The 22,546-nt window shown below is 70.8% G+C and carries 24 protein-coding genes and 1 riboswitch; of the genes, 11 read left to right on the top strand and 13 right to left on the bottom strand.

The window, feature by feature from the left end:
• Positions 1 to 10 precede the first annotated feature (10 nt).
• Positions 11 to 613: a hypothetical protein gene (locus AMIS_RS06055; protein ID WP_014441318.1), complete on the top strand. Its 603-nt coding sequence runs from the start codon at positions 11 to 13 to the stop codon at positions 611 to 613.
• On the opposite strand, the gene AMIS_RS06050 is transcribed toward AMIS_RS06055, so the two are convergent.
• Both AMIS_RS06050 and AMIS_RS06045 read right to left on the bottom strand, forming a co-directional pair.
• Positions 585 to 1,097, bottom strand: a complete 513-nt coding sequence (locus AMIS_RS06050) for a DUF6328 family protein (protein ID WP_014441317.1) — start codon at positions 1,095 to 1,097, stop codon at positions 585 to 587. The two genes, AMIS_RS06055 and AMIS_RS06050, sit on opposite strands and share 29 nt — an antisense overlap.
• Positions 1,098 to 1,128: 31 nt before the next feature.
• A complete protein-coding gene (locus AMIS_RS06045) occupies positions 1,129 to 1,947 on the bottom strand; it encodes an alpha/beta hydrolase (protein WP_014441316.1) in 819 nt (272 codons plus the stop codon).
• Positions 1,948 to 2,005: 58 nt separating this feature from the next.
• Positions 2,006 to 2,109: riboswitch (TPP riboswitch) on the top strand.
• Positions 2,110 to 2,149: 40 nt separating this feature from the next.
• Here AMIS_RS06045 and AMIS_RS06040 point away from each other — a divergent pair.
• From AMIS_RS06040 to AMIS_RS06005, 8 genes are all read left to right on the top strand, one after another.
• Entirely contained in the window at positions 2,150 to 2,737 is a 588-nt protein-coding gene (locus AMIS_RS06040; RefSeq protein ID WP_041829578.1) for an ECF transporter S component, read from the top strand.
• Positions 2,738 to 2,740: 3 nt separating this feature from the next.
• Positions 2,741 to 4,171: an ABC transporter ATP-binding protein gene (locus tag AMIS_RS06035; RefSeq protein WP_014441314.1), complete on the top strand. Its 1,431-nt coding sequence runs from the start codon at positions 2,741 to 2,743 to the stop codon at positions 4,169 to 4,171.
• Positions 4,168 to 4,971: an energy-coupling factor transporter transmembrane component T family protein gene (locus tag AMIS_RS06030; RefSeq protein WP_014441313.1), complete on the top strand. Its 804-nt coding sequence runs from the start codon at positions 4,168 to 4,170 to the stop codon at positions 4,969 to 4,971. Before AMIS_RS06035 ends, AMIS_RS06030 begins: the two co-directional genes overlap by 4 nt.
• 95 nt (positions 4,972 to 5,066) lie before the next feature.
• Positions 5,067 to 6,776 carry a PHP domain-containing protein gene (locus tag AMIS_RS06025; RefSeq protein ID WP_014441312.1) on the top strand — a complete coding sequence of 570 codons (1,710 nt, stop codon included), beginning with the start codon at positions 5,067 to 5,069 and terminating at the stop codon, positions 6,774 to 6,776.
• Positions 6,773 to 7,285, top strand: coding sequence for a hypothetical protein (locus AMIS_RS06020; protein WP_014441311.1), 513 nt, complete (start codon positions 6,773 to 6,775; stop codon positions 7,283 to 7,285). Before AMIS_RS06025 ends, AMIS_RS06020 begins: the two co-directional genes overlap by 4 nt.
• Positions 7,286 to 7,309: 24 nt before the next feature.
• Complete coding sequence (locus tag AMIS_RS06015; RefSeq protein WP_014441310.1) at positions 7,310 to 8,233, top strand: 5,10-methylenetetrahydrofolate reductase; 924 nt, start codon at positions 7,310 to 7,312, stop codon at positions 8,231 to 8,233.
• A 231-nt stretch (positions 8,234 to 8,464) separates the two neighbouring features.
• Positions 8,465 to 8,761: an MTH1187 family thiamine-binding protein gene (locus AMIS_RS06010; protein WP_014441309.1), complete on the top strand. Its 297-nt coding sequence runs from the start codon at positions 8,465 to 8,467 to the stop codon at positions 8,759 to 8,761.
• Positions 8,758 to 9,432 (top strand): HAD family hydrolase, encoded by a 675-nt coding sequence (locus AMIS_RS06005; RefSeq protein WP_014441308.1) that lies wholly within the window; start codon positions 8,758 to 8,760, stop codon positions 9,430 to 9,432. The genes AMIS_RS06010 and AMIS_RS06005 overlap by 4 nt, the downstream gene beginning before the upstream one ends.
• 3 nt (positions 9,433 to 9,435) lie before the next feature.
• Here the strand turns inward: AMIS_RS06005 and AMIS_RS06000 are convergent, their stop codons facing one another.
• Genes AMIS_RS06000 through recO form a run of 3 tightly spaced genes read right to left on the bottom strand, consistent with a single transcriptional unit; the run spans position 9,436 to position 11,531 of the window.
• Positions 9,436 to 9,960: a phosphoglycerate mutase family protein gene (locus tag AMIS_RS06000; protein WP_014441307.1), complete on the bottom strand. Its 525-nt coding sequence runs from the start codon at positions 9,958 to 9,960 to the stop codon at positions 9,436 to 9,438.
• A gap of 15 nt (positions 9,961 to 9,975) precedes the next feature.
• On the bottom strand, positions 9,976 to 10,758 hold the full coding sequence (locus AMIS_RS05995; protein WP_014441306.1) for an isoprenyl transferase: 783 nt from the start codon (positions 10,756 to 10,758) through the stop codon (positions 9,976 to 9,978).
• A complete protein-coding gene (gene recO / locus AMIS_RS05990) occupies positions 10,755 to 11,531 on the bottom strand; it encodes a DNA repair protein RecO (RefSeq protein ID WP_014441305.1) in 777 nt (258 codons plus the stop codon). The genes AMIS_RS05995 and recO overlap by 4 nt, the downstream gene beginning before the upstream one ends.
• 108 nt (positions 11,532 to 11,639) lie before the next feature.
• Here recO and AMIS_RS05985 point away from each other — a divergent pair, with 108 nt between their 5' ends.
• Positions 11,640 to 12,404, top strand: a complete 765-nt coding sequence (locus tag AMIS_RS05985; RefSeq protein ID WP_041829577.1) for a DUF4097 family beta strand repeat-containing protein — start codon at positions 11,640 to 11,642, stop codon at positions 12,402 to 12,404.
• Here the strand turns inward: AMIS_RS05985 and AMIS_RS05980 are convergent.
• From AMIS_RS05980 to AMIS_RS05945, 8 genes are all read right to left on the bottom strand, one after another.
• A complete protein-coding gene (locus tag AMIS_RS05980) occupies positions 12,363 to 13,535 on the bottom strand; it encodes an acyltransferase family protein (protein WP_014441303.1) in 1,173 nt (390 codons plus the stop codon). The genes AMIS_RS05985 and AMIS_RS05980 overlap by 42 nt on opposite strands.
• Before the next feature lie 83 nt (positions 13,536 to 13,618).
• Entirely contained in the window at positions 13,619 to 14,494 is an 876-nt protein-coding gene (gene era, locus AMIS_RS05975; protein WP_041830553.1) for a GTPase Era, read from the bottom strand.
• Between the two features lie 254 nt (positions 14,495 to 14,748).
• A complete protein-coding gene (locus tag AMIS_RS05970) occupies positions 14,749 to 15,129 on the bottom strand; it encodes a hypothetical protein (protein WP_014441301.1) in 381 nt (126 codons plus the stop codon).
• On the bottom strand, positions 15,122 to 16,495 hold the full coding sequence (locus AMIS_RS05965) for a hemolysin family protein (protein ID WP_014441300.1): 1,374 nt from the start codon (positions 16,493 to 16,495) through the stop codon (positions 15,122 to 15,124). The genes AMIS_RS05970 and AMIS_RS05965 overlap by 8 nt, the downstream gene beginning before the upstream one ends.
• A 2-nt stretch (positions 16,496 to 16,497) precedes the next feature.
• Positions 16,498 to 16,968, bottom strand: a complete 471-nt coding sequence (gene ybeY, locus AMIS_RS05960; protein WP_014441299.1) for an rRNA maturation RNase YbeY — start codon at positions 16,966 to 16,968, stop codon at positions 16,498 to 16,500.
• A gap of 24 nt (positions 16,969 to 16,992) precedes the next feature.
• Positions 16,993 to 18,069: a PhoH family protein gene (locus AMIS_RS05955; RefSeq protein ID WP_014441298.1), complete on the bottom strand. Its 1,077-nt coding sequence runs from the start codon at positions 18,067 to 18,069 to the stop codon at positions 16,993 to 16,995.
• A gap of 136 nt (positions 18,070 to 18,205) precedes the next feature.
• Entirely contained in the window at positions 18,206 to 19,603 is a 1,398-nt protein-coding gene (locus AMIS_RS05950) for a serine hydrolase domain-containing protein (protein WP_014441297.1), read from the bottom strand.
• Complete coding sequence (locus AMIS_RS05945) at positions 19,600 to 19,947, bottom strand: HIT domain-containing protein (RefSeq protein ID WP_014441296.1); 348 nt, start codon at positions 19,945 to 19,947, stop codon at positions 19,600 to 19,602. Before AMIS_RS05945 ends, AMIS_RS05950 begins: the two co-directional genes overlap by 4 nt.
• Positions 19,948 to 20,016: 69 nt before the next feature.
• On the opposite strand from AMIS_RS05945, the gene AMIS_RS05940 reads away from it, so the two are divergent.
• Positions 20,017 to 22,488 carry a beta-glucosidase family protein gene (locus AMIS_RS05940; protein WP_014441295.1) on the top strand — a complete coding sequence of 824 codons (2,472 nt, stop codon included), beginning with the start codon at positions 20,017 to 20,019 and terminating at the stop codon, positions 22,486 to 22,488.
• The last annotated feature ends 58 nt before the right edge of the window (positions 22,489 to 22,546 follow it).

The following is a 22,546-nucleotide window of genomic DNA, read 5'->3' as shown; positions in this document are numbered from 1 at the left end:
GCTGTCGCGTGTGAAGCCCTACGCCGACCGGCTGCCCACCGCGATCCGCCAGCTCCTCACCGACATCCTCGTCGTCCTCTGGATCTATCTGTGGATCCGGGTCGCCCTCTGGATCTCCGACACTGTGGAGAAACTGGCGGTGCCCGGCCAGAAACTCGAGAGCGCCGGCGCCGGCATCGCCGACAACCTGGCCGACGCGGGCGGCAAGGTGGGACGGGTGCCGGTGGTCGGTGACGAGCTGACGAAACCGTTCAGCGGCGCCGCGGACGCCGCCCGGGCGATCGCCGACGCCGGTCAGCAGCAACAGGACCTGGTCGGGCAGCTCGCTCTGATCATTCCGGCGATCGCGGTGGCCGTACCCATGGCTCTTGTTCTTTTTCTGTGGCTTCCGCTGCGTCTGCGGTGGATGCGCCGGGCCGGTGTCGCCGCTGCCGTGCGCGACGACCCGGCCGGTCGCGATCTGCTGGCGTTGCGTGCCCTGGCCGGCCGGCCGCTGAGCGAGTTGTCGCGGCTCGGGCCGGACATCGCGCAGAGCTGGCGGGCGGGCGACGCGGACGCGGTGGACGCCCTCGCCGAGCTGGAGCTCAGGAGTCTCGGTCTGCGGACTCGGTAGCCTCGGCGTCCTCCTCGTCCTCGCCCCAGTTGCGGTGCGCGAAGGGGAGGATCGCCCAGAGCGAGAGGAACCAGAGGCCGGTGATCACGGTGAGCGGGACCGCCCACTTCCAGTCCAGCACGTAATCGGTGATCAGCAGCACGCTGCTGACCATCGAGACCAGCATGAAGCCGAGCCCGCCGGAGGCCATCCGGTGGGCGTACCGGACCAGCTCGGGTTTGCGTCCCTGCCGGAACAGCGCGCGGTGGAACGCGACCGGCGAGATGATCATCGCGGTGGCGAACGCCGCGCTGATCAGCGCGACGATGTAGACGTCCTTCTGGAATTCGGTGGCCTTGGGAAAGCCATTGCTGAACGGGAGGGTCAGCAGGAACGCGAAGAGGATCTGCACACCGGTCTGCGCGACGCGCAGTTCCTGCAAGAGATCCGCGAAGTTCCGGTCCCAGCGCTGTTTTTCAGTCTCTTTGTTATGCGAGGCCGCCATGTCGGCGCAGCGTTCCCGATCGCGCGCATGGTCAAACGCCGATGCGCCCCAGGACCGCGTCAGCCAGCTCACGCGGCGCCTCCTCCGGGATCCAGTGGCTGACCCCGCGCATGGCCACCAGCTGGTAATCCGCCGACACCCAGTCGGCGGTGCGCAACGCGGCGGTCAGGCCGACCACCCCGTCGCGATCACTCCAGACATACGTGGTCGGGACCGTGATCACACCGGTTCCGGCGATCTGGTCGGTGGTGAAGGCGCGATACCAGTTCAGGCCGCCGGTCAGCCGGCCCGGTTCGCGTGCGGCGTCCACGTACCGCTGCACCCGCTCGGCGACCAGGGGCCGCAGCATCCAGCGCAGCACCGCGGCGTCGCGCCCGAGGAGCAGGCCCTCCGCGCGCGGGGAGCGGAACACCTGGAAGTAGGCGAGGCGGGCCTTCTGCGACGGGCGGACCCGCAGGGCCAGCATCAGGGCGCGCGGGTGCGGCACGGAGACGGCGGTGAGCGTACGCACCCGGTCCGGATGGTGAGCGGCGAGAAGCCAGCCGATCTGGGCGCCCCAGTCGTGGCCGACGACGTGCGCCCGCTCGACGCCGAGCTCGTCGAGCACCGCGATCGCGTCGGCGACCGCCTCCCGGAGCCGGTACGCGTCGACGTCGCGCGGCCGGGCGCCCGGGGAACAGCCGCGCTGGTTCAGCGCATAGGTCCGCAGACCGGCGTCGTTCAGCGTGGGGACGATCCGCTCGAATTCCCGGTTGTCCTGCGGGAAGCCGTGCAGCAGAAGGACAGGCTGCCCATCGGCGGGCCCGCTTTCGGAGACCTCGAACGTCATGCCTCGGGTCTTGATCTCCATGTGACTGCTACCTCCCTATCCCGGCCATTGACCAGGTGTTAGCGTCATCAAAGCAAATGTAATCCGACAGGGGAGCGCACAAGCGCTGAGAGTGCGGGCGACCGCAGACCCTCGTACCTGATCTGGGTAATGCCAGCGCAGGAAGCTCGGTCATCTCTTATCAATGGCGTGCGTCTCCTCCCGGTACCCGCTGGGAGGCGTTATGAACGACAACACCCACCGCTGGCGCACGATAGACATCGTGATCGCCTCGGTCATCGCCGTCACCTTCGGCGTGATCTTCTGGGCCTGGAACACGGTCTGGAGCGTCACCGAGAGCGCGTTCGCGTTCTTCCCGCCGGCTCAGGCGATCCTCTACGGCATCTGGCTGATGCCGGCCGTCCTCGCCGGGCTGATCATCCGTAAGCCCGGCGCGTCCCTCTACACCGAGGTCGTCGCGGCGATCATCTCCGCGCTGCTCGGCAGCAAGTGGGGCGGCGCGGTCATCGTCCAGGGTCTCTGCCAGGGCCTCGGCGCCGAGCTGGCGTTCGCGGCGCTGCGCTACCGCTCCTGGAAGCTGCCGGCCGCCCTGCTCGCCGGTGCGCTCACCGGTCTGAGCGCGGCGATCTACGACTTCTTCGTCTGGAACTCGGAGTACGCGCTCGGCGACTACCGCATCCCCTACGCCGCCTTCACCGTGGTGAGCAGCGTGATCATCGCCGGCCTGGGCAGCTGGGTCCTGGTCCGGGCGCTCGCGCCGACAGGTGTGCTCGACCGGTTCGGAGCGGGCCGCGAACGGGCACTCATCTAAGTCATGAGTGAGGTTCAGCTTCACGGGTTCGGGTGGCGGCACGCCGGGCGCCGCGCCTGGGCGGTCCGCGACCTGGACCTGCACGTGCGGCACGGCGAGCGGGTGCTGCTGCTCGGCCCCTCCGGTGCCGGCAAGAGCACCCTGCTCGCCGCGCTCGCCGGTCTGCTGCCGTCCGATTCCGGTCAGTCCGAGGGGTCCATCGAGATTGATGGGCTCGATCCGGCGAAGGCACGCGACAAGGTCGGCATCGTCTTCCAGGACCCGCAGACCCAGCTGGTGATGGCACGCAGCGGCGACGACGTGGCGTTCGGCTGCGAGAACCGTGGGGTGCCCGCCGCCGAGATCTGGCCCCGCGTCTCCGACGTGCTCGATCGTGTCGGTTTCCGGTACCCGATCAACCGCTCGACCGCGGCGCTCTCGGGCGGTGAGGCGCAGCGTCTCGCGCTCGCCGGCGTGCTGGCGCTGCGTCCCGGCCTGCTGCTGCTCGACGAGCCGACAGCCAATCTCGACCCGCCCGGCGCGGCCCTGATCAGGGAGTCGCTCACCGCCGCCACAAGTCCGGAAACGACCATGATTGTCGTCGAGCACCGGGTGGCCGAGGCGCTGCCGCTGGTGGATCGGGTGGTGGTGCTGGAGCCGGGCGGCGGCGTCCGCGCGGACGGCGCGCCCGAGGTGATCTTCGCCGCCTACGGCGACAAGCTGGCGTCCGACGGCGTCTGGGTGCCCGGTTTCAGCTTCCCGCCGCTCAAGGCAACGTCACAGTCAACGTCCGATTTGGTACGGGCGGATCAGGCCTCCGTGCGAAACCGGCTCCGACCGGTCTCGATCGCTGCCAGGGCCGGCGAGGTGCTGGCCGTGACGGGTCCCAACGGTGCCGGCAAGTCCACCCTGGCCCTGCTGCTCGGCGGGCTGCTGGCGCCCACCTCCGGCCGGATCGAGGCGTTCGGCGACAAGCGCCCGCCGCACCGGTGGCGTGCCGCGACGCTGACCCAGCGGATCGGGTCGGTCTTCCAGAACCCGGAGCACCAGTTCGTCACCGGCCGGGTCGCCGACGAGCTCGCCCTCGGTCCCCGCCGGGTCGGCAGGTCACCGGCCGAGGTACGGGAGATCGTCGACGAGCTGCTGCAGCGGCTGCGCCTGGAGAAACTGGCCGAGGCGAACCCGTACACCCTCTCCGGCGGCGAGGCCCGGCGGCTGAGCGTGGCGACCGCACTCGCCACCGCCCCGCGGCTGCTGGTTCTCGACGAGCCGACGTTCGGCCAGGACCGGCGGACCTGGCAGGAGCTCGTCGGTCTGCTCGGGGAGCTGCGGGACGCCGGGCACGGGGTCGTTGCGGTCACCCACGACGAGGTGTTCGTGCGTACCCTCGCGGACCGCACCGTCCCGCTCGGCGAACCGGACCCGGAACCACTGCCGCGGCGGGTCCGCCCGTGAACCTCGCCCTGGAACCTCTCGCCGATCCCTCGGCGCCGCTGGCCCGCCGCAACCCGGTCGCCAAGCTGGGCGCCGCGCTGCTCTTCTCGCTACCGCTGATCGCCACCGTGGACGCGTTCACGCCGGCCGTCGCCCTGACCCTCGAACTGATCCTGCTGCCGTTCTTCGGTGTCCGTTACCGCACACTGGCGAGGCGTGCCGCGCCCCTGCTGCTCGCCGCGGCCGGAGTGCTGGTTTCGATCACCCTCTTCGCGGCCGAGCGCAGCGGCGACCTGCTGTTCTCGGTGGGGCCGTTCGACGTGACCACCGGGGTGCTCGTCACCGCCGCCGGGCTGATCCTGCGCATCTTCGCGGTGGCGCTGCCCGGCATCGTCGTGTTCGCCACCACCGATCCCACCGACCTGGCCGACGCGCTGGTGCAGAACGCGAAGGCGCCGGCCCGGTTCGCGATCGGGGCACTCGCCGCCTTCCGGCTGCTGCCGCTGCTCACCGAGGAGTGGCGGGCGCTCAGCCTGGCCCGCCGGGCTCGCGGCATCGACGCCGGGCGCAACCCGGTCGCCAAGCTGCGGCTCTTCGCGTCGACCGCGTTCGCGCTGCTGGTCGGGGCGCTGCGGCGCGGGGTGCGGCTCGCGGTGGCGATGGACGCGCGGGGTTTCGACTCCGGGGTGCCCCGCACCCACGCCCGGCGTCAGCATTTCACCGGTGCCGACACCGCGCTGGTCGTGGCCGCCGGTCTGGCCTCCGCGACGATCCTGACCCTCTCGGTGATCTTGGGTTTCTTCCGGCCGGTTGTCGGCTGACCGTTCTCTTCGCCGTCACGGTATCGACAGCAGGTGTTGTCCTGTTCAGATCAGGGTGAGGTGCACTCAACGATCTTTCGTAGGAGTTCACCGATATGGGTCACGGCCACGACCACTCGCATGACGACGTCCACACTTCCGCCGGCGATCTTCCGAAGGCCCTGGATCTCAGCGTCCCGGAGAGTGAGCTCTCCCCCGGCGACGCGACCCGCCGGCGCTTCCTGCTCGGCGCGGGCCTGCTCGGCGCCGGCGCCGCCGCCTCCGTGCTCGCCCGTCCGGGCGCCGCCGAGGCCGCCGGCCTCCCGCACACCCACGGCAGCTGGGCCGGCGGCAGCGACAAGGGCGGTTTCCGGTGGCTCGCCGGTGACCACCACATCCACACCCAGTACAGCTCGGACGCCCAGTACCGGGTGCTCGACCAGGCGCAGAAGGGCCAGGCGTACGGCCTGGACTGGCTGGTCATCACCGACCACGGCAGCGCCGCGCACGCCAAGATCGGTGTGGAGAAGGTCAACCCGGACATCGTGAAGACCCGCGAGGAGCTCAAGGGGCTGCTCACCTTCCAGGGTCTGGAGTGGAACATCCCGGCCGCCGAGCACGCGACCGTGTTCGTCACGCCCAGCAGGAACGAGGTCGAGGTTCTCAAGCAGTTCGAGAACGCGTACGACGGCACGTTCGTCCCGTCGACGAACACCGCGGCCCAGAACGAGGCCCTCGCGATCGCCGGCATCAAGTTCCTCGGCGAGCAGGTGAAGAAGCGCAAGATCGACGGCGCGCTGTTCTTCGCGAACCACCCGGCCCGCCGCGGCATCGACTCGCCGCACGAGATCCGCGGCTGGCGCGACGCCGACCCGACAGTCGCGGTCGGCTTCGAGGGCGCGCCCGGTCACCAGGCCGCCGGCATCCCCGCCCCGAACGGCCGGGGCGGCGCCCGCGGCTACTACGACAACAACCCGTCGGCCGCCTCGTTCCCCGGCTACCCGCTGGAGAGCTACCGCACCTGGGGTGGCTTCGACTGGATGACCGCCACGGTCGGCGGCCTCTGGGACAGCCTGCTCGCCGAGGGCAAAGCGTGGTGGATCACCGTCAACTCGGACAGCCACGTCAACTACCTGGACCAGACCGAGCGCGGGCCGGGCAGCGACTTCAACGCCAACGGCAAGTACAACGACCCGGTCTACAACGGCTCGGTCAACACCCAGGCCGGCGACTTCTGGCCGGGCTTCTACGGCCGGACCAACGTGGGCGCGTCGTCGTTCTCCTACAAGGCGGTCGTCGACGGCCTGCGCGCCGGTCGCGTCTGGGTCGACCACGGCCGGCTGGTCAAGGGCCTGGACGCGCGGGTCCGCGTATCCGGCGACCGCCGCTTGTCGCACGGCACCCCGCTCGGCGGCGTGCTGCAGGTCAGGCGGGGCACCGCCACCGAGCTGACCCTCGACATCGACCTGCAGGACATCCCGAACTGGGCCGGTTTCATCCCGGCGCTCAAGCGTGTCGACGTGATCGTCGGCACGGTCACCGGCCCGGTCGCCGACCGGGACGCCTTCACCACCCCGAACACCAGGGTGGTCAAGTCGTTCGAGATCTCCAGGACCAGCGGGAGGATCACGCTGACCTACCCCCTGGGCCGTCTCGACAAGCCCTTCTACCTCCGGGTACGGGGTACCGACGGCAACCGGACCCAGCCGGGTCTGATGGGTGCCTCGGTCGACCCGTACGGTCCCCAGCTGGACGTGTCCGGCGCCGCCGACCCGTGGGGCGACCTGTGGTTCTACACCAACCCCATCTGGGTCCTCCCGCGATGATGTTCTCCGTAGCGCCGGCCGCTCCGGCGGCCGGCGCCGCCCGGATCGTCGGCCTCAGCCGGGGTCACCGCACCCTCGCCGAGGCCGACCACTGGATCGCCGAGCTGACCCCGGCACCCGTGCTGGCCTGCACGCATCTGGTGGCGGAGCCGTTCCCGCACGTGGCGATCAGCCTGCTCACCGCGCTCTCCTACGAGAGTGCGGACGGGTTGCAGGCGGCCGCCGACATCGCCGCCGCGGGACGATACGGCCGTGCCGTGTGCTTCCCCGGCGTCGAACGGCTGACCGGGGAACTGACCGTCAGCGAGATCCTGCAGCGCAGTTCGATCTCCCGGGTCGAGGTCCTCGGTAGCGGGCCGGCCGCACCGGACACGGTGGTGGAGACCGGCGATTTCGTCCGTCCCCAGTTCCGTGGCGGCGAACTGGTGCTGGTCACCACCCCGGCGGCCGGCGGGCGGCTGATCCCGTTCGAAAGGCGGGATCCGACCCCCTGCTGTGCCGACCACTGATCGACAATTCCCTACTGTGGGGGCATGACTCGTCTCCACCTGCCACAACAGCTGGCCGAAGCGCGCAGCGGCGTGCTGCTCTTCAGCATCACGCCGCCTCGGCGCAGCACCGCCGGGGAGCGGGTCACCGAGATCGCCAAGGTCACCCTGGACCGGCTCAACGGCTTGGACCTCGACGGCCTGATCCTGTACGACATCGACGACGAGTCCGACCGCAACCCGGACGAGCGGCCCTTCCCCTTCCTGGAGACCCTCGACCCGGCCCGCTACTACGCCGACCATCTGAGCGGCTGGGACAAGCCGGTGGTCATCTACCGCTGCGTCGGCAAGTACTCCCCGTCCGAGCTGCGCGAGTGGATGTCCGGCGTCGACGAGCGGGTCCTGAGCGTCTTCGTCGGCGCCTCCTCCGGCGGCAAGACGGTGCGCACCAGCCTGCGGGAGGCACAGGCGCTGCGGTCCGAGGTACGCCCGGAGCTGCCCCTGGGCGCCGTCGTGATCGGCGAACGCCCCGACGAGCACCTGCGCATGCTCGCGAAACAGCAACGCGGCGCCGGCTTCTTCATCTCCCAGGTCGTCTACCACGTCAACGAGACGAAGAACCTGCTCTCCGACTACTACTACGCCTGCCGCGCGGACGGCGTCACGCCCCGCACGATCATCTTCACCCTGTCGCTCTGCGGCTCGACGAAGACCCTGGAGTTCCTCCGCTGGCTGGGCGTGGACGTCCCCCGCTGGCTCCAGAACTCCCTCCGGCACGCCGAGGACCCTCTGGCCGAGTCGTACCGCCAATGTGTGGCGATCGCCCGGGATCTGATCGACTTCTGCGAGCACCTGGGCATCCCTTACGGCTTCAACATCGAGAACGTCTCCATCCGGAAGACCGAGATCGAGGCCACCACCGACCTGGCCGCCGAGGTGAGCGAGCTGCTCCGCCACCGCCGCCGCTGATTTTCGCCCCGTGCCGGTTTGGCCCAGGCCTGGCACCATCGCGTCGTCGAGCATCCGGGCAGCCTCCATCAGCGCCTGGCGTCGATTTCGATCGGGCTCTCCATCACCACAGCCTCCATGGGCTCGCACTCCTTCCAGACTGGCCCGAAAGAGCGAGGGACAACTTGCTCAACGCCTAGGCCAGTCCCACGCATAGATCAACTCAGGCGCCCGACCTGGAAGGATGACCCCATGCTGGTTGCCTTCTCTGTCACGCCGATCGGGGCCGGTGACTCCGTCGGGGACGCCGTCGCCGAGGCGGTCCGCGTCGTCCGCGCCTCCGGACTGCCCAATCGGACCGATGCCATGTTCACCACCGTCGAGGGCGAGTGGGACGAGGTGATGGCGGTCGTGAAGCAGGCCGTGGACGCCGTCGCCGCCGTCGCGCCACGGGTGAGCCTGTCGCTCAAGGCCGACGTGCGGCCCGGCGTCACCGGTGCGCTCACCGCGAAGGTGGAGCACATCGAGCGGGTGCTGAATCAGGGATGAAGCGGCTGGTGATGTGGGACATCGACTACACGCTGCTGCGCGGTGGCGGGGTCGCGGCGCGGTCCTGGAAGGCCGCGTTCACCGAGGTGACGGGCGTCGCCTGGCAGGACACGCCGGTCTTCGGCGGGCGCACCGACCTGGACATCTGCGCCGAGGTGTTCGCGACGCACGGGGTGACCGACTGCACGCCGGAGCGCTTCTTCGCCCGGTACATCGAGATCGTGCACGAGGCCCGGCACGAGTTCGCCGAGCAGGGGGCGCTCATGCCGGGCGTCCGTGAGGTGCTGACCCGGCTCGGGGGCCGGCCCGAGGTGGTGCAGACCCTGGTGACCGGCAACGTGCCCGAGGTCGCCCGGGCCAAGGTCGCCGCCTTCGGGCTGGGCGACGAGTTCGACGCCGAGGTCGGCGGTTACGGCACCGACGACAGCGTCCGGGCCACCCTCGTGAAGCGGAGCCTGGAACGGGCCGAGGCGAAGTACGGCGAACCGTTCCAGCCGGTCGTCATCGGCGACACGGTGAACGACGTGCGGGCCGCCCTGGCGAACGGCGCGGTCGCCGTGGCGGTGGCGACCGGCGCCACGACCGCGGCCGAGCTGCAGGCAGCGGGCGCGCACACGGTGCTGCCCGACCTCAGCGACCCCGACCGGGCGATCGAGGCGCTGACCGCCTGACCCTCACGGGCGCAGCTCCGGCGGGAACCCGGTCCAGCGCAGCTCCACCGGCAGATGGGTCACGTCGTTGACCAGGATCACCCGGGGCGCCTGTCCGGCCGGGTACCGGATCAGGGTGACCCCGGTGTTGCACTGGTTCACCACCCGGAACCGCTCGGTCGGCGCCGCGAACGCCTCCCGGAGGAACCACCCCACCTGAAAGTTGTGGGTGATGACCAGCTCGTGGCTCTCCGCCACGACCGGGCCGGTGAACCGGGCGATCATCGCGGCGGTCGCGGCCCGGTCGTCGCTGGGAACCCGGTCGTCGAGTTCCGGCGCCTGAAGGACCGGCATCGGGGGAAAGTGCCGGGCCACGATCTGCGCGGTGCGCGCCGCCCGCGTCTTCGGGCTGTGACTTATCGCCTCCAGCGGAAGGCCGGCCAGCCGCAACCCGAGCAGCTCGGCCTGTTGCCGGCCCGCCTCGGTCAGATCCGACTGGTCCGGCACGGCCTCGCCGTGCCGGACGAGCCACAGATGCCGAACAGCCACACCGGCCCCCTCACCTCATGTCGGGCTGACCGGGTTCGGCAGCGCACCCCCGAACCGGCGGTCCCGTTGCGCGTACAACTCGCACGCATACCAAAGGTGCCGCCGGTCGAAGTCCGGCCACAAGGTGTCCAGGTAGACCATTTCCGCGTACGCCGACTGCCAGAGCAGGAAGTTGGAGGTCCGCTGCTCGCCGGAGGGGCGCAGGAACATGTCCACATCCGGCACCTCGGGGTGGTAGAGGTACCGCTGGATGGTCTTCTCGTTGACCTTGTCGGCCTTGAGCCGGCCGGCCGCCACGTCCCGGGCGATCGCCGCCGCCGCGTCCGCGATCTCGGCCTGACCGCCGTAGTTCACGCAGAACTGCAGGGTGAGCGTCGAGTTCTTCCGGCTCATCTCCTCGGCGGTCTGCAGCTCGGAGATCACGCTTTTCCACAGCCGCCCGGCTCGGCCGGACCAGACCACCCGCACGCCGAGGTCGACCAGCTGGTCGCGGCGGCGGCGGATGACGTCGCGGTTGAAACCCATCAGGAAGCGCACCTCCTCGGGCGAGCGCTTCCAGTTCTCGGTGGAGAAGGCATAAGCCGACAGGTACGGAATGCCGAGCTCGATGGCGCCCTCGACGGTGTCGAACAGGCTGTGCTCACCCTGCTCGTGCCCCTTCGTCCGGGACAGGCCGCGCTCCTTGGCCCAGCGGCCGTTGCCGTCCATGACGATCGCCACGTGTTTCGGCAGGGCGGCTGCGGGCAGCTGCGGCGGGCGGGCGCCGGAGATGTGCGGGGTGGGCGGACGCGGGCTCAAGGGTTCAACTCCCGTCGATCGACAAGCGGCAGCGAACGCAGCGCTCGTTCCATGTGCCATTGCAGGTGGGCGGCGACCAGGCCGCTGCACTCCCGGCGGACCGGGGGCTCGGACGCGTCGGCGACCGCCCAGTCGCCACTGGTCAGCGCGGACATCAGGCCGAGGGTGGCCGGGCTGGGGTGGGCGGCGCCGGGTGGACGGCAGTCCGGGCAGACGGCGCCGCCGGCCGGAACCGCGAACGCGGCGTGCTGCCCCGGTGTGCCGCAGACCGCGCACTCGTTGACCGCGGGCGCCCAACCGGCGAAGGCCATGCCGCGCAACAGGTACGCGTCGAGGACCAGGCTGCCGGCGTGCTCGCCCGCCGCCAGGGCCTTGAGCGCGCCGAGGGTGAGCTGGAACAGCCGCAGCGCGGGCTCCCGCTCCACCGGGGTGAGCCGCTCCGCGGTCTCGCAGATCGCGCTGGCAGCCGTGTATCTCGGGTAGTCGCCCAGCAGTTTCTTGCCGCAGAGGTCGATCGCCTCGACCTGGCTGACCGAGTGCAGCGAGCTGCCCAGCCCTTCGGGCGAGCCGGCCAGCTGCAGGTCGATGTGGCCGAACGGCTCAAGCCTCGCCCCGAACCGCGACGAGGTGCGCCGCACGCCCCGGGCGACCGCGCGGAGCCGGCCGTGCCGGCGGGTCAGCAGGGTGACGATCCGGTCGCTCTCGCCGAGTTTCTGCACACGCAGGACCACCGCGTCGTCGCGGTAGAGCTGGCGTCGGTATCCGGCAGGCACCCCGCCATTCTGCCCGGTGCCTACGACAAACCCTGACCCGGATCTCAGGGTCGGCTCCGGGGCGGGACCGATGGCGCTCGGGGTGGCCGCGGAAATAGCGTTTTCAGCATGAGCCGAAGAGTTGCCCTTGTTCTCGCCGCCGCGTCGATGGTTGCTCTGACCGGCTGCGACGGCGTGGTCGGCGCCACCATGACGTTCGACGACACCGAGACGGCGAAAATCACCGACATCGTGATGTCCGGTACCAGCGGCGATGTGGTGATCACCACGGGCAGCGTCACGGAGACCCGGATCAAGCGGGTGGTCCGCGGCTCGGCCAACCCCGGCCCGTCCTACCGCCTCACCGGCTCGACGCTCGACATCTCCACCGAGTGCGGCCACCGGTGCAGCGTCTCCTACGAGATCGTCGCGCCGGCCGGGGTGGCCGTCCGGGGCAAGGTGACCTCCGGTGACATCCGCTTCTCCGGGACCGGCGGCGTCGATCTGAACCTGACCTCGGGCGACGTCATCGTGGAGGACGCCACCGGCCCGGTGAAGGTGCAGGCGACCTCCGGCGACCTCCAGGTGATCGGCGCGCCGTCGCTCTCCGTCGACTTCACCTCGGGCAACGTCATCGCCGAGCGGATCGCCGGCCCGATCCAGGCGAAGGCCACCTCCGGCGACCTGCAGATGGATCTGAGCACGCCGGCCTCGGTGACCGCGTCCGTGCAGAGCGGCAACCTGAACCTGACGGTCCCGGAGGGCGCCTACCAGATCCGCACCGACACGGGCAGCGGCGACGAGGTCGTGGAGAACCTCACGAACGACCCGCGGGCCACCAACGTGATCGACCTACGCACGCGAAGCGGCGACCTCTCCGTGACGACCCGCTGACACCGGAGCCGGCGAGCCCGGGCCGGACGAGATCGGCCCAGGCGAGGCCGGCCCAGGCGAGGCCGGCCCAGGCGAGGCCGGCCCAGGCGAGGCCGGCCCAGGCGAGGCCGGTCCAGGCGAGTCCGGTCCAGGCGAGGCCGGCACCGGAGCGTGAATCCGTCGGCCGGGCGCCAGCACAGGCCTGCGGCCCGCCGCCAGGTCCTCCACCCAGCCCACCGCGGCCAGCGCCAGCCCGAGCAGCACGACCACCACGACGGCACGCCACGAGATACCGACCCAGCCCCTCACCGGCAGCCCTTGCGCCTCACCGACCTGGGTGACCGCCACGATCACCGGGATGTGCCAGAGGTAGATCGTCAGCGCCCGGGCGTTCAGGACGGCCAGGACGCGGTGCTCCCGGACCACCGGCGACAGCCCCAGCGCCACCAGGATGAACGCGGCGGACCAGAGCGCGTTGCCGAGCGGGATGTCGTTGAGGTCGTAGCCGCGCGGGCCGGGATGGGTGAAGGCCCAGGCGGCGCCGGGCACGGCCAGGGCGGCGGCCAGCGTGAACAGCCGTTTGCGCCCGAGCCGGCGCAGGTGACCGTCGTGGTGGGCGAAGCCGAGCAGCCAGGCGCCGCCATACAGCGCGAGGTCATGCGGCACCGCCGGGACGCGGAACCCGCCAATTTCCAAGATCGCCAGCACCGCGTACGGCGTCAGAACCGTCACCACCGGAAATCGGCGGAACACCGGCAGCAGCAGCGGAGACAACAGCACGAACCACAGGAAGTCCCGCAAGTACCAGGTGTGGCTCAGCGACTGCATCCACCACCCGGTGGCCTCCGGATTCACCAGCGGAAAACCCCAGAGCAGCAGGTGTACGTCGAACGGGGTACCGGCGATGAGCATCGCCGGCACCGCGATCAGCAGGCCCAGCACCCAGAGCGACGGCAGCAACCGCCGCAGGCGCCGTTCCACCGCCCACACCCCGAACCGGTCCAGCGACGCGGCCATCAGTGAGCCGGCCAGCGCGAACATCACCGACATAGCCGGAAATATCACTGTCAGCGCTGTCCAGCCGGTGAGGTGGTAGACCACGACCCGCACGGTCGCCGCCGCACGCAACAGGTCCAGGTACCGGTTCCGCATGACCGAAGGTGTTACCCGCCCTCGACCGAAAAGCGCAAATCCCGGTGAACTATCCCATAGTCAGGAAATGTCTAATTATCGATTCAAAAGCCCAGCTTACGAAGTTGCTTCGGATCCCGCTGCCACTCCTTGGCGACGCGCACGTGAAGATCCAGATAAACCTTGCCGCCCAGAAGCTCTTCGATCTGCACCCGCGCCTGTGAGCCCACCTGCTTGAGCCGCTCGCCCCGGGTCCCGATCACGATCGACTTCTGGCTGGGCCGCTCCACGTACAGATCCGCGTAGATCTTGGTGAGCTTGCCCTCGACCTGCATCTCCTCGACCAGCACGGCGATCGAGTGCGGCAACTCGTCGCGCACGCCCTCCAGCGCCGCCTCCCGGATCAGCTCCCCGATCAGCACCTGTTCCGGCTCATCGGTCAGCACGTCGTCCGGGTAGAGCTGCGGCGACTCCGGCAGGTACTTCACCATCACGTCGGTCAGCTGCTCCACCTGGTGCCCGGAGACCGCGCTGACCGGGATGATCTCGGCGAAGTCGTAGAGCTGCGAGACCGCGAGCAGCCGCTCGGCCAGCACCTGCGGGCTGACCAGGTCGACCTTCGTCACCACGGCGATCACGGTGGCTTTCAGCTCGGCCATCTCCGAGGAGATGAACCGGTCGCCACGCCCGACCGGCTCGTCCGCCGGGAAGCAGATGCCGATCACGTCGACCTCGCTCCACGTCTCCCGGACCAGGTCGTTCAGCCGCTCGCCGAGCAGCGTGCGCGGCCGGTGCAGACCCGGCGTGTCGACCAGCACGAGCTGCGAGTCCGGCCGGTGCAGGATGCCGCGGATGACGTGCCGGGTGGTCTGCGGCTTGTTCGACGTGATCGCGATCTTCTGTCCGACGATCGCGTTCGTCAGCGTCGACTTGCCGGCGTTGGGCCGCCCGACGAAACAGGCGAAACCGGCACGGTACACCCCGTCCTCCCGCTTGTCGGAACGCGCGGCCTTGTGCCGGTGCACTCTTTGCGAGACCCCGCTTCCGGTACGGGCGTCGGGCGCGGCAGAAGCCTTGGAGCGGGTCCGGGGCTTGCGGGGCGGCCGGGGGTCAGCGGTGGGGCGGGCCTCCCCCGTACCCGATGGATTGCTCTTCTTGGCTGCCTGACGCTCCTGGCGGCGGCGGGCGTTGCGCTCGCCCGGAGTGAGATGGCGGTCGTCCGGTTCCTGGGCCATCAGAGGACCGTGCCGAGCAGCGAGCCGTCCGGGCCGGCCACGTGCACCGGCGCGTCGGCGGCCAGGTCACGCACCGCGGCGTGCCCGGAGCCGTCCAGCGTCGACGCCTCGGTCACCACCGCGGCCGCCTCCAGTTTCGTCGCGCCGGAGGACGCCGCCTGCGCCACGGCCAGCTGCAATGCGGTCACGGCGAGGCTGGGCAGCGCCACCGACGCCGCCGCGTAGGTGCGACCGTCCTGGTCGCGCACCGCCGCGCCCTCGACCGCCCCGGTCCGGGCGCGCGAACTGCGCGCCAGCGTGACCAGCTTGGCGTCCTCGGCGCTCAGCGGGGTGCCGTCCGTGACGGGCACCGGAACGGCGGCGTTGATCTGCTCAGGCATCTGCGGGTTGTCTTTCCTCGGTCTCGGTGACGTTCTCGTCGTTCTTCTCGTCGTCGGCCGGCTCCGGGCCCGATCGGCGCACCAGCACCGAGTCGATCCGGTTCCGCCGGCCGGTGGTGCCCTCGGCGACCAGGTGCAGCCCGTTCACGTCGACGTGAGCGCCCGGGATCGGCACCCGGCCCAGCGTCTGCGCGAGCAGGCCGCCGACCGTCTCCACCTCGTCGGTGGGCAGCTCGACGCCGAACACGTCGCCCAGGTCCTCGATCGGCAGCCGGGCGGCGACCCGCACCGAGCCGTCCTCGAAGTGCTCGATGGGCGGGCGCTCCACGTCGTACTCGTCGGTGATCTCGCCGACGATCTCCTCGAGGATGTCCTCGATGGTGACCAGGCCGGCGGTGCCGCCGTACTCGTCCACCACGATCACCACGTGCGAGCGGGCGGCCTGCATCTCGGAGAGCAGGTCGTCGACCGGTTTCGACTCGGGCACGAAGGTGGCGGGGCGCATCGCGTCCGCCACCGCCTGCGCGGTCGCCGCCGGATCACCGTTCTGGGTGCGGCGGATCACGTCTTTCAGATAGAGCACGCCGAGCACGTCGTCGACGGTCTCGCCGATCACCGGGATCCGGGAGAACCCGGAGCGCAGGAAGAGGTAGAGCGCCTGCTGGAGGGTTTTCGGCGCCTCGATCCACACCATCTCGGTCCGCGGCACCATCACCTCACGGGCGATCGTGTCGCCGAGCGCGAACACCGAGTGGATCATCTCGCGCTCGCCGTGCTCGACGACACCGCGCTGCTCCGCCAGGTCGACCAGCTCACGCAGCTCCACCTGGCTGCCGAACGGGCCCTCCGGGAAGCCCTTGCCCGGCGTCACCGCGTTGCCGATCAGGATCAGCAGCTGGGCGAGCGGGTTGAGCACCCTGCCGAGCCAGCGCACCAGCGGGGCGGTCGCCCGGCCCACCGCGTACGCGTGCTGACGGCCCACGGTCCGCGGGGCGACACCGATCACCACGAAGCTGACCAGCGTCATCGTGCCGGCCGCGACGAGCGCCGCCTGCCAGCCGACGCCCCAGGTGTCCACCGCGACGAGCGCCACCAGGGTGGTCGCGGTGAGCTCGCAGAGCAGGCGCAGCAGCAGGAGCAGGTTGACGTAGCGGACCACGTCACCGGCGACGGCGGAGAGCGCGGTCGCGCCGCGCTGGCCCTCCCGGGCCAGTTCCGCGGAGCGGGCCTGGCTGACCGTGGCCAGCGCGGCGTCGGTCATCGACGCCAGGCCGGCCAGCAGCACCAGGGCCACCGCGCAGATGATCAGTTGCAGGTCCGGCAGGCCCGCCGAGGCGGGCGCTGCCAGCAGAGAGGCGGGCTCCATGGTCAGCCGGCCTTGCGTGTGGCGCGCCAGCTCTGCAGAAGCTTGTTCTGCAGAGCGAACATCTCCCGTTCCTCGTCCGGCTCGGCGTGGTCGTAACCGAGCAGGTGCAGCGCGCCGTGCACGGTCAGCAGGTGCAGCTCGTCGGCGGCGGAGTGCCCGGCGACGGCGGCCTGTTTCGCCGCCACCTCGGGCGCCAGCACGATGTCGCCGAGCAGAGCCGGCTCGCCGACACCCGACTCGCCCGGACCGTGATCGACGCTGCCCTCGTCCATCGGGAAGGCGAGCACGTCGGTCGGCCCGTCGCTGCCCATCCACCGATGGTTCAGCTCGGCCATGTAGTCGATGTCGACGAGCAGGATCGACAGCTCAGCGAGTGGGTTGACCCCCATCTCGTCCAGGGCGTGCCGGGCAACCGCGAGGATCGCGTCGGTGTCGACCTCGACTCCCGACTCGTTGGCGATCTCGATGGACATAGTGGTGCGATTACCCCTTGCGAATCAGCGCCGCCGACCGGTGCGGCCACCACTGGCGGCCCGGCCGGGCACGGCATGGACGGATTGTGCTGCCTGTTGTTCCTGGTCCGCGTCGAACCTGGCGTAGGCGTCGACGATCTCGGCGACCAGGCGGTGCCGCACCACGTCGGAGCTGGAGAGCTCCGCGAAGTGCACGTCCTCGACGTCGCGCAGGATCTCCCGCACGACCTTGAGGCCGCTCGACGTGCCGCCGGGCAGGTCGACCTGGGTCACGTCACCGGTCACCACGATCTTGGAGCCGAAGCCGAGACGGGTCAGGAACATCTTCATCTGCTCGGGCGTGGTGTTCTGCGCCTCGTCCAGAATGATGAACGCGTTGTTCAGCGTCCGGCCCCGCATGTACGCCAGCGGCGCGACCTCGATCGTCCCGGCGGCCATCAGCCGCGGGATGGACTCCGGGTCGAGCATGTCGTGCAGAGCGTCGTAGAGCGGCCGCAGGTAGGGATCGATCTTCTCGGTCAGCGTGCCCGGCAGGAAGCCGAGCCGCTCACCGGCCTCGACCGCCGGCCGGGTCAGGATGATCCGGCTGATCTCCTTGGCCTGCAGCGCCTGCACCGCCTTCGCCATGGCGAGATACGTCTTACCGGTACCGGCGGGGCCGATCCCGAAGACGATGGTGTTCTCGTCGATGGCGTCGACGTAGCGTTTCTGCCCCAGCGTCTTGGGCCGGATGGTGCGCCCGCGCCGGGACAGGATGTTGAGGGTGAGCACCTCGGCGGGGCGCTCGGTGGTGTTCGCCTCGAGCATCGCGAGAGTGCGCCGGACGGCGTCCACGCTCAGCGTCTCGCCTTTCTCGATGAGCTCGACGAGCTCGGAGAAGAGACGCTCAGCCGTGGCGTTGTCGGCCGGCTCACCGGTGACGGTGATCTCGTTGCCGCGAACGTGCACGTCGCTGCTGAGGGATTTCTCGATGAGACGGAGGATCTCGTCCTTGGCGCCGAGCAGGTTCACCATGATCTTCGGATCACTGACCGAGATCTTGGTCTGCGCCCGCACCGGGCTGGACGAGCCCGTGCTGGAAGAGTTCGGCGTACCGGTCATAGGGCGGCCCTGCGGGCCTCCGCCACCTGCTCTCTTTCTCTACGTCGCCTTTGCGGGGCGGCGTGCTGAAGGATCGTGCCATCCTATCCGCTCGGCCGGTGCCTCGCCGATGCCATTATCGCCGCCCCGCGCACGATCACCCGGCCGGTACGGGCTCCGGACCTGCGGAAGCGGGCCCGCCGTCGAACCCGTCCTGGAACCTGCGGAACCGATAGGTCGCCCAGTGCATCCGGACCACTTCGCCGCTGTCGTCCCGGGTCAGCCGCAGCAGCTCGCCGGTCTCCCGGCCGGACACCGTCCGGAGCACGTCCGGCCGGTCCGGCAGCGGCGCGAACACCGCCGGCGGCCGGTCCGCTGGCGCGTCCGCGAGGCGGGCCTCCAGCCGGCCGTCGTGCCAGGCGAAGACGAACTCGGAGCCCTCGCTCCACCAGCGGCCGAGCACCGACCGGTACGCCGTCGGCGCCGGCGGGGCGATCCGCCACGGCCGGATCTCCGCCGGGTCCAGCTCGACGGCGAGCCGGAGCAGCTCGTGCACCAGCTCGTTGATCTGGCCGGCCCCGCCCGACGAGCCGAGGACCGCGCAGCCCAGCGCGCCCGGGTTGCCCTCGCCGCCCCGGCGGCCGTAGACGCCGGCCAGGAAGCCGGGCATCGCGCCGTCGTGGCCGACGTGCACGACCCGCCGCCCCTCCGGCACCAGGATCAGGCCGAGCCCGAAGCCGGCGCCCCAGAGCGTCTCGTCGGTGGTGGTCAGCGGCCAGCGCATCTCGTCGAGAGTGGCGGCGGCGAGCACCCGGCCGTCCGGGTCGATCCGTTCCGGGCTGGCCAGGAACGCGGCCCACTTGGCCATGTCCGAGGCGGTGCTCCAGAGCTGCGCGGCGGGCGCGACACCGGCCAGCTCGATCGGCGGCTCCGGGCGGGCGGCGTCGGAGTACGCGTCGACCACGTACCCGATCGCGGCCTGTCGCGGCGTCGTCACGGTGGTGGCACGCAGGCCGAGCGGGGTCAGGACGTACTCGTCGAGGACCTGTTCCCAGGTGCCGCCGCGGACCTTGGCGACGAGCTGGCCGAGCACTGCCAGGCCCAGGTTGGAGTAGTGGAACCGGCGGGCGTTCGGCAGGACCCGCTCGGCCCGGTCCAGCTCGGCGACCAGCTTCGCCGCGTCCGGGGTGATCAGGGTGTCCCAGACGTCGCCGTACGGCTCGCGCTGGTAACCGGCGGTGTGCGAGAGCAGCCGGCGCAGCGTGGCGTCGCCGTGCGCGGGCACGTCGAGGTACGCCGAGACCGGCTTGTCCAGGTCGATCAGCCCCTCGTCGCGGGCCTGCATGACGAGCACCGCGGTGAACGTCTTGGTGACCGAGCCGATCCGGAACCGGGTCTCCGGACCGAGCGGATGCGCGGCGTTGCCGGACTCGCCGACGGTGAACGCCCAGGGTTCCCGGTCGGCGCGGTGCAGCGCGACCGAGAGGGCCGGCACCCGGCCGTCGGCCTGGACCTTGCGGGCGACGCGTTCGTAGCGGGAGAGCGGCGCGGTCACTGGCCGGCCAGCATCGGGCCCAGCGGGGTGCCGCCGAGGACGTGCGCGTGCACGTGGAAGACCTCCTGGCCGGAGTCCCGCCCGGTGTTGAAGATCAGCCGGAAGCCGCCGGTCAGGCCCTCCTTCTCGGCGACCGCGGCCGCGGTGGCCAGCACGTCGGCGGCGGCGGAGGGGTCGGCGGCGAGCGCGACCACGTCGGCGTGATGCGCGACCGGGATCACCAGGACGTGCGTCGGCGCCTTGGGGTCGATGTCCCGGAAGGCCACGGTGGTCTCGGTGCGGTGCACGACGGTCGCCGGGATCTCCCCGGACACGATGCGGCAGAAGAGGCAGGAGTTTTCCACCTATCGGATCTTAGGTGTTGCGGATTGAATGGTCGGCGGATCCATGTCGCATATTCTGGGAGCGCTCTCATGACCGATCTCGATCACCTGCTCGCTCAGCTGACCTTGGACGAGAAGGTGTCCCTGCTGACCGGACAGGACTTCTGGTCCCTGCCCGCGATCCCGCGCATCGGCCTGCGCTCACTCGTCATGTCCGACGGCCCGGTCGGCGTCCGCGGCACCGGGTACGCCCCCGACGACCCGTCGATCGCCCTGCCCAGCCCCACCGCCCTCGCCGCGACCTGGGACGTCGCCCTCGCCGAACGAGCCGGCCGGCTGCTCGGCCAGGAGTCCCGCCGCAAGGGCGTGCACCTGCTGCTCGGCCCCACCGTGAACCTGCACCGCACCCCGCTCGGCGGCCGGCACTTCGAGTGCTACTCCGAGGACCCGCTGCTCAGCGGCGAGATCGCCACCGGGTTCGTGACAGGCGTGCAGAGCCACGGCGTCGGCACCACGGTCAAGCACCTGGTCGGCAACGACTTCGAGACCGACCGGATGACCGTGGACGTCCGGATCCCGGACCGGGCGCTGCGCGAGCTCTACCTGGCGCCGTTCGAGCGGGTCGCGGCGGCCGGCGGGTGGGGCGTGATGAGCGCGTACAACGGGGTGAACGGGACACCGATGGCCGCGCACGGAGTGATCCAGGAGGACATCCTCAAGCGCGAGTGGGGCTTCGACGGGGTGGTCGTCTCGGACTGGCGAGCCGCACGCTCGACGGTCGGCACCGCGCTCGGCGGCCTCGACATCGCGATGCCGGCGATGGACAACCCATGGGGTCCGGCGCTGGCCGAGGCGGTCCGGTCCGGCCAGGTGCCGGAAGAGTTGATCGACGACAAGGTACGCCGGGTGCTGCTGCTCGCCATGCGGACCGGCGCGCTGGAGAGCCACCCCGTGACCGACGTGCCGCTCGACGAGGACGGCACGGCCGTCGCGCACCAGGTGGCGGTCCGCTCGTTCGTGCTGGCCCGCAACGACGGCGTGCTGCCGCTGACCGCGGGCGACCTGTCCCGGGTCGCGGTGATCGGCGCCCTCGCCACCGACGCCCGCGTGCTCGGCGGCGGCAGCGCCCAGGTCACCCCGCCGCACGTGATCTCACCGCTGGACGGCCTGCGCGCCGTCCTCCCCGGCGTCGAGGTCGCTTACGCGGTCGGCGCCGACCCGCGACCGTTCCTGCCCGCCGCGGAGGGCCCCGACTGGGGCACGTTCCAGCTCGACCTGGACGGATACGACTTCACCGTCGCGACCGGCACGGTCCGCTGGATCGGCGACCTGCCCGGCGGCCGCGACGTCGCCACGACGACCAGCATGGTCCTGCGCACCTCGCTGACCCCCGAGGTCTCCGGCGAGCACCTGCTGGCGATCTCCGGCTTCGGCGCGTTCGAGCTGACCGTCGGCGACCAGAAGCTCTACCAGGGCTCGCTGCACCCGCCCGGCACCGGCCGCGCCGACCTGCTGCTGCACCCGCGCGAACAGCGCTTCCCGATCACCCTGGAAGCCGGCGTGACCGTTCCGGTGGTGCTCCGCCAGACTTTCGAGCCCGGAATGGCACACTCGGTAGCCACCACGCTCGGTCACCGCCCTCCGGGCCCCGACGAGGAGGGCCTGATCGCCGCCGCCGTCGACCTCGCGGCCCGCTCGGACGTGGCAGTCGTCGTGGTCGGCACCACCGAGCAGGTCGAGTCGGAAGGCTTCGACCGCACCTCGCTGGCCCTGCCCGGCCGCCAGGACGAGCTGGTCTCCCGGGTGGCCGCCGCCAACCCGCGCACCATCGTCGTGGTCAACGCCGGCTCACCGGTGCTCCTGCCCTGGTCAGAGGAGGCGGCGGCGGTCCTGCTCACCTGGTTCCCCGGCCAGGAGGCGGGCGCCGCGCTCGCCGACGTGCTCCTCGGCGTCGAGGAACCCGGCGGCCGCCTGCCGACCACCTGGCCCCGGCGCGAACAGGACTGCCCGGTCCTCGACGTCCGCGTCACGGACGGCGCGCTCACCTACGACGAGGACATCTTCATCGGATACCGCGCGTGGTTGCGCTCCCCGGAACGCCCACTCTTCACGTTCGGTCACGGTCTGGGTTACACCACATGGGGGTACGGGGATCTAGCGGTCACCGAGGGTGAGGCTCTTGTGTCCGTTACCAACATGGGTGAGCGCCCCGGCCGAGAGGTCGTCCAGATCTATCTCTCTTACCCCGGCTCGCCGGTCTCCCTTGGGGGCGAGCCGGCGGCCACGCCGTCAACCATGCCGGCGGCCACGCCGTCAACCGCGCCGTCAACCGCGCCGTCAACCGCGCCGTCAACCGTGCTGGAAAGGCCGGAGCGCTGGCTGGCCGGGTTCGTTTCGGTGGCCGCCGCCCCGGGCGAAACGGTCACCGCCCGAATCCCCCTGCCGGAACGCGCCTTCCAGGTCTGGAACGACGGCTGGCAGACGATCCCCGGCACCTACACGGTGATCGCAGCCCACGCCCTCGACGACCCCCGAAGCACCACCACGACAAGAATCGGCTGACACTGTGAATCAGCTGGTCCGGCCGGTCCGGCCGGTCCAGCCGGTCCGGCCGGTCCGG

Origin of the sequence: Actinoplanes missouriensis 431, from assembly GCF_000284295.1 — a bacterium.
GTDB lineage: Bacteria > Actinomycetota > Actinomycetes > Mycobacteriales > Micromonosporaceae > Actinoplanes > Actinoplanes missouriensis.
This window is presented reverse-complemented; position numbering and strand designations above follow the sequence as displayed.

Bases quoted from the DNA above. Each gene is read 5' to 3' on its own strand.
- AMIS_RS06025 (WP_014441312.1), top strand. From the start codon at position 5,067: ATGGGTCACGGCCACGACCACTCGCATGACGACGTCCACACTTCCGCC.
- ybeY (WP_014441299.1), bottom strand. From the start codon at position 16,968: ATGTCCATCGAGATCGCCAACGAGTCGGGAGTCGAGGTCGACACCGAC.
- AMIS_RS05980 (WP_014441303.1), bottom strand. From the start codon at position 13,535: ATGCGGAACCGGTACCTGGACCTGTTGCGTGCGGCGGCGACCGTGCGG.
- AMIS_RS06015 (WP_014441310.1), top strand. From the start codon at position 7,310: ATGACTCGTCTCCACCTGCCACAACAGCTGGCCGAAGCGCGCAGCGGC.
- AMIS_RS06020 (WP_014441311.1), top strand. From the start codon at position 6,773: ATGATGTTCTCCGTAGCGCCGGCCGCTCCGGCGGCCGGCGCCGCCCGG.
- AMIS_RS06035 (WP_014441314.1), top strand. From the start codon at position 2,741: ATGAGTGAGGTTCAGCTTCACGGGTTCGGGTGGCGGCACGCCGGGCGC.
- AMIS_RS05940 (WP_014441295.1), top strand. From the start codon at position 20,017: ATGACCGATCTCGATCACCTGCTCGCTCAGCTGACCTTGGACGAGAAG.
- AMIS_RS06045 (WP_014441316.1), bottom strand. From the start codon at position 1,947: ATGGAGATCAAGACCCGAGGCATGACGTTCGAGGTCTCCGAAAGCGGG.
- AMIS_RS05970 (WP_014441301.1), bottom strand. From the start codon at position 15,129: ATGCCTGAGCAGATCAACGCCGCCGTTCCGGTGCCCGTCACGGACGGC.
- AMIS_RS06040 (WP_041829578.1), top strand. From the start codon at position 2,150: ATGAACGACAACACCCACCGCTGGCGCACGATAGACATCGTGATCGCC.
- AMIS_RS06005 (WP_014441308.1), top strand. From the start codon at position 8,758: ATGAAGCGGCTGGTGATGTGGGACATCGACTACACGCTGCTGCGCGGT.
- AMIS_RS05955 (WP_014441298.1), bottom strand. From the start codon at position 18,069: ATGACCGGTACGCCGAACTCTTCCAGCACGGGCTCGTCCAGCCCGGTG.
- AMIS_RS05985 (WP_041829577.1), top strand. From the start codon at position 11,640: ATGAGCCGAAGAGTTGCCCTTGTTCTCGCCGCCGCGTCGATGGTTGCT.
- AMIS_RS06010 (WP_014441309.1), top strand. From the start codon at position 8,465: ATGCTGGTTGCCTTCTCTGTCACGCCGATCGGGGCCGGTGACTCCGTC.
- AMIS_RS06050 (WP_014441317.1), bottom strand. From the start codon at position 1,097: ATGGCGGCCTCGCATAACAAAGAGACTGAAAAACAGCGCTGGGACCGG.
- AMIS_RS05965 (WP_014441300.1), bottom strand. From the start codon at position 16,495: ATGGAGCCCGCCTCTCTGCTGGCAGCGCCCGCCTCGGCGGGCCTGCCG.